Source organism: Vibrio sp. 10N.261.52.A1 (assembly GCF_002876325.1).
Taxonomy (GTDB): domain Bacteria; phylum Pseudomonadota; class Gammaproteobacteria; order Enterobacterales; family Vibrionaceae; genus Vibrio; species Vibrio chagasii.
On the sequence record NZ_MCYD01001020.1, the window covers coordinates 1 to 5222 of the forward strand.

The following is a 5222-nucleotide window of genomic DNA, read 5'->3' on the forward strand; positions in this document are numbered from 1 at the left end:
CGCTCACTGAGCGCCGTTTTTTTGTATCTAAACCAACAAAAGCCATGTTGGCTTATTTCATCTGCTCAGCAAACTCATGAATAGCTGGATAAGCTTTTTTGTCGAGGATATCTGCTAGTGAACATAATGTTCTTTGCAATTCGGCGTTGTAGTCTGCGCTCACGTTAATGTGACCCATCTTACGGCCTGCTCGTTTCTCTTTACCATACCAATGAACATGACAACCGCCTTGAGCCAAAATAGCGTCAGGTAGAGTATCTTCACCAAGGATGTTGATCATTGCGGTTGGACGAATCAGCTTGGTGCTACCTAGTGGCATTCCACAGACCGCACGAAGGTGATTCTCAAACTGACAAGTCTCAGCACCTTGTTGTGTCCAGTGGCCAGAGTTATGAACTCGTGGTGCAATCTCGTTAACCAACAGTGAACCTTGAACGTCAAAGAACTCAAGTGCTAGCACGCCAACATAATCTAAGCGCTCAGCAACCGCGGTAAACATGGCTTTCGCTTGTTCTTGCAGCTCAATATCATCAATTGCGGTCGATAGGCTTAATACGCCATCGGTGTGAACGTTTTCTGCCAATGGGTAAACTTGAACCTCTCCATTGGTTCCACGAGCGCCAACCAGTGATACTTCACGGTCGAACGGAACAAACTCTTCTGCCACAATTGCTTGATTGTCGGTTGCAGCAATGCACTCGGCCATTTCTGTCCAAGTTGCTTCAACGTTGTCTAAGGTCTTTAAACGCCATTGGCCTTTGCCATCGTAGCCACCAAGTGTGCTCTTCAACACCATAGGTAGGCCAACATGAGCAATTGCTGCGTCAAAGTCTTCACGAGCATTAATCACATAGTACTTGGCGTTTTTTACGTTCGCTTCGTCTAACAGCGCTTTTTCAAGGCGACGGTCACCGCCAGCTTTGATTGCTTGTGTGGTCGGTAAGAACTTACCGCTGCGCTCACATATTTCAAGCACATCATGAGGGATGTGTTCGAATTCAGCAGTAATGACGTCCGCGCACTCAATCGCATTTTCTAAGCCGTTGCCTAGAATCGCTTGCGTTAATGGATGAACAATACTTTTGCTGCCAACATCAAAAGCAGAAATTTCAATATTCAGCGGTGCCCCAGCTAAGGACATCATGCGAGCAAGTTGGCCCGCGCCTAACACAAGAACATGCATGGGAATTAGTCCTCTGCAGGGTTTGGATTAGCAAGCACCGTTTCTGTTTGCTCAGAGCGGAACGCTTCTACTTTCGCCATTACTTCTTCATTGTGTGTACCAATGATTTGAGCAGCTAGGATGCCAGCGTTCGCTGCTCCCGCTTCACCGATAGCTAGAGTACCCACTGCGATGCCTTTTGGCATTTGCACGATAGAAAGCAGAGAGTCCATACCTTTCAGGGCTTTAGACTGAACCGGAACACCAAGTACAGGTACGCTTGTGAAAGCAGCCGCCATGCCTGGTAGGTGTGCAGCACCGCCAGCACCAGCAATAATGACTTTAATACCGCGCTCTTTTGCACTGGTTGCGTAGTCTGCAAGCAACTGAGGTGTGCGGTGAGCTGAAACCACTTTTGTTTCGTACGCTACGCCAAACTGATCCAACATGTCCGCAGCTAGCTTCATTGTTGGCCAATCAGATTTAGAACCCATGATAATACCGACAGTCATCTCAAACTCCTTCAGGTACGATTTAATTAGTGATTAGATATTTTGCGCGCATTATACGGGTAAAATTGCTTTAGGAAAACGTTTGCGTCAGTCTAAATTGCCAATTGATACATTTTATAAACAAATAGCTTTAGTAACAGTGAGTGATAATTTGTACACTTAGCGAGTTCGATAACTGACTTAATGAGGCAACCCGTGGATAACTTTCAACATACATTGCAGGCATTACAACAGGGCGAAGTCATTGCTTACCCGACCGAAGGCGTTTTTGGGGTTGGTTGTGATCCTGATAATCCACATGCCATCAAGAAATTACTCGAGTTAAAACAGCGTCCAGTTGAAAAGGGCTTGATCTTGATTGCGGCAAGTTACGAGCAGCTGCTTCCTTATATTGATGAAAGCCAACTGACCGATGAGCAACTAGCGACGGTTAAAGCAACATGGCCGGGGCCGGTCACTTGGATCATGCCAACCAGTGCTAAAGTGACTGATTGGGTGAGTGGTCAGTTTGATTCAATCGCTGTGCGAGTGACGGATCACCCTTTGGTTCAAAGAATGTGTAATGAATTCGGTAAGCCGTTAACCTCTACCAGTGCTAACCTGACGGGCGAACCACCTTGTATGACGACTGAAGAAGTACATCAGCAACTTGGCCAACACTTGGTTGCGATTCTTGAAGGGAAAACGGGTGGTCGTGACAAGCCAAGCGAAATCAGAGATGCAAAAACGTCGAAAATATTAAGACAGGGTTAAACTCTGCAAAGGAAAGTAAAATGTCAGCAATTGATAAAGAAGCAGTAAAGCAGTTTTTACTGAGCCTACAAGATTCGATTTGCCAACAGCTTGAACAGGCTGATGGTAGTGCACTATTTAAAGAAGACGCATGGGAACGCGAACCTGGCGATCGCCTTGGTGGCGGTGGTCGTACTCGTGTTATGACTGACGGTGCGGTCTTTGAACAAGGTGGTGTAAACTTTTCTCACGTTGCAGGTAAGGCAATGCCCGCTTCAGCAACGGCTCATCGCCCTGAATTAGCCGGGCGTAAGTTTGAGGCAATGGGCGTATCGTTAGTTATCCACCCTAAAAACCCTTATATCCCAACCTCTCATGCTAACGTTCGATTCTTTATTGCCGAAAAAGAAGGCGAAGACCCTATCTGGTGGTTCGGTGGTGGGTTCGATCTAACGCCATTCTATCCTTTCGATGAAGATTGCCAGTCTTGGCATCAAACCGCTAAAGATCTGTGTGCGCCATTTGGCGATAACGTGTATCAAGAACACAAAGAGTGGTGCGATAAGTACTTCTATCTACCTCACCGTGATGAAACGCGTGGTGTTGGTGGTCTGTTCTTTGATGACTTAAATGAGTGGGGCTTTGAAAAGAGCTTCGCTTACATGCGAGCTGTTGGTGAAGGCTATGCTGCGGCATACCTACCGATTGTTGAGCGTCGCAAAGAGACACCTTATGGTGAACGTGAGCGTGACTTCCAACTCTACCGCCGTGGTCGCTACGTTGAATTCAACCTAGTCTATGACCGTGGTACCTTGTTTGGCCTACAAAGTGGCGGGCGAACAGAGTCTATATTGATGTCTATGCCGCCATTGGCTCGCTGGGAATACCGTTACGAACCTCAAGCAGGGTCACCAGAAGCGTTGCTTTATAGTGACTACCTAAAACCTCGAGCTTGGTAGTTCTTCCTTCCTTATAGGGATAGTGATAGGGTCATCTATATAGATGACCCTTTTTATTATTTCTGTTAGGTAAGGATATGACACAGCAAGTAGATCGTTATGCCGTTTTCGGTAACCCTATTGGGCAAAGCAAATCGCCATTCATCCACACGTTATTTGCTCGCCAAACTAACCAGCAGCTTACCTATACAGCACTGCAGCCAGAACATGGCCAGTTCATTACCTCAGCTAAAGCCTTTTTTAGTGAAGGTGGAAGAGGGTGTAACGTCACAGCACCATTTAAAGAAGATGCTTATCAGTTTGCTAATCGATTGACTGAAAGAGCTCAACTAGCTGGTGCCGTTAATACATTGAAGAAGCTAGATGACGGAGAAATCATTGGTGATAACACTGATGGTGAGGGGCTTGTTCAAGATTTACTTCAACACCAAGTAGTATTAGAGGGAGCTCGAGTTCTCTTACTGGGTGCTGGTGGCGCAGCAAGAGGAGTGATTCAACCTTTGCTTGATCAAAAGCTACAGCAATTAGTGGTGGCTAACCGCACCAGTTCAAAGGCTGAATTGTTAGCTGAAATGTTTGCTTCGCATGGAAACATAAAAGGGACGGGGCTAAGTGATGTGAACGAAGGCTTTGATGTCATTATTAACTCCACGTCATCAGGTCTAAGTGGTCAACTACCAGAAGTTTCTCCAGCTATCTTCAACGATAATAGTGTCGTCTACGATATGGTTTATGGTTCGGGCAATACGGTATTCAACCAATGGGCATTAGATAATGGTGTTCATGCTGCTTATGACGGCTTGGGGATGTTAGTAGGGCAAGCGGCTGAGAGTTTCATGTTGTGGCGTGGTCTTCGCCCGGGCACAAAACAGATTTTAAGAGAATTACGTAAGAACCTAGAGATATAACAAGGTATTCAGAAAAAATGAATCAATCAATCCTATTCCCAGATATCCAAGATTGGGATGAAGAGTGTCAATCTATTATCTTCCCAGCTCAGCAGTCAGGCGCACTGATTGAGTGTGAAGTGTCGATTGAAGAGTTGTCACGATTATCAGACAAAGAAATCGAAGGCGGCGAACAAGCTTTGGCTATCTTTGCAGAGCTTCGTTTTGATATTGAAGAGTTAGCGGAAGAGTTAATAGAAGAAGAGGAGTATGACTCCTCTAATCGAATTCAGATTAAAGCGCTTTAAACGGGAAGCACAGAGTCTAGATAGTCGTTTTTATTCTGAACATAGTTGTCAGCCGACTTTTGTAAGAAAGCACGTTCCTTATCATTCAGTGGGCGTGCTTGTTTAACTGGGCTTCCTACATATAGATAGCCACTTTCAAGCACCTTGTTAGGTGGAACCAAACTTCCTGCACCAATCATCACGTCTTGTTCGACGACCACACCATCTAATACGATAGCGCCCATACCCACGAGTACACGATCTTTAATCGTGCAACCATGTAGCATCACTTTATGGCCGATAGTGACATCATTGCCGATTAATAGAGGATAACCTTCAGGGTTCTCAGCATTCTTATGGGTAACATGGAGAACACTACCGTCCTGGATATTAGTTCTATCGCCAATATGGATATGATTCACATCTCCTCGAGCGGCGACTAAAGGCCATACACTAGAGTCATCACCAATTTTGATATCACCAACAAGTACTGAGCTTGTATCTATATAGACACCTTGTCCGATCTGAGGTGATATACCTTTGTAACTACGTATTGAACTCATAAATCCTCCTTTATATAGGCACCATAAGCCTTTAATTATGGAGAATACTAGTGAAAATGGCGTGTTTTGAACAAAAAATACTCGAACAATCAAAAAAGTAAGAAAAACTTAAAAAAGGGC

Annotated in this window: 7 protein-coding genes; 4 read left to right on the forward strand and 3 right to left on the reverse strand. The window is 45.2% G+C overall.

Annotation, left to right across the window (positions count from 1 at the left end):
• Positions 1-52: 52 nt before the first annotated feature.
• Both BCT81_RS22095 and purE read right to left on the reverse strand, forming a co-directional pair.
• Positions 53-1183, reverse strand: coding sequence for a 5-(carboxyamino)imidazole ribonucleotide synthase (locus BCT81_RS22095; RefSeq protein WP_102425850.1), 1131 nt, complete (start codon positions 1181-1183; stop codon positions 53-55).
• A 5-nt stretch (positions 1184-1188) separates the two neighbouring features.
• Complete coding sequence (gene purE / locus BCT81_RS22100; protein WP_004739348.1) at positions 1189-1674, reverse strand: 5-(carboxyamino)imidazole ribonucleotide mutase; 486 nt, start codon at positions 1672-1674, stop codon at positions 1189-1191.
• Between the two features lie 195 nt (positions 1675-1869).
• On the opposite strand from purE, the gene BCT81_RS22105 reads away from it, so the two are divergent.
• From BCT81_RS22105 to BCT81_RS22120, 4 genes are all read left to right on the forward strand, one after another.
• Positions 1870-2427, forward strand: a complete 558-nt coding sequence (locus BCT81_RS22105) for an L-threonylcarbamoyladenylate synthase (RefSeq protein ID WP_102425851.1) — start codon at positions 1870-1872, stop codon at positions 2425-2427.
• A 20-nt stretch (positions 2428-2447) separates the two neighbouring features.
• A complete protein-coding gene (gene hemF, locus BCT81_RS22110) occupies positions 2448-3365 on the forward strand; it encodes an oxygen-dependent coproporphyrinogen oxidase (protein WP_102425852.1) in 918 nt (305 codons plus the stop codon).
• Between the two features lie 77 nt (positions 3366-3442).
• A complete protein-coding gene (gene aroE / locus BCT81_RS22115; RefSeq protein WP_102425853.1) occupies positions 3443-4273 on the forward strand; it encodes a shikimate dehydrogenase in 831 nt (276 codons plus the stop codon).
• Positions 4274-4290: 17 nt separating this feature from the next.
• Entirely contained in the window at positions 4291-4560 is a 270-nt protein-coding gene (locus tag BCT81_RS22120; RefSeq protein WP_102425854.1) for a DUF1488 domain-containing protein, read from the forward strand.
• On the opposite strand, the gene BCT81_RS22125 is transcribed toward BCT81_RS22120, so the two are convergent.
• Complete coding sequence (locus BCT81_RS22125; protein ID WP_008221548.1) at positions 4557-5102, reverse strand: gamma carbonic anhydrase family protein; 546 nt, start codon at positions 5100-5102, stop codon at positions 4557-4559. The genes BCT81_RS22120 and BCT81_RS22125 overlap by 4 nt on opposite strands.
• Positions 5103-5222: the final 120 nt, after the last annotated feature.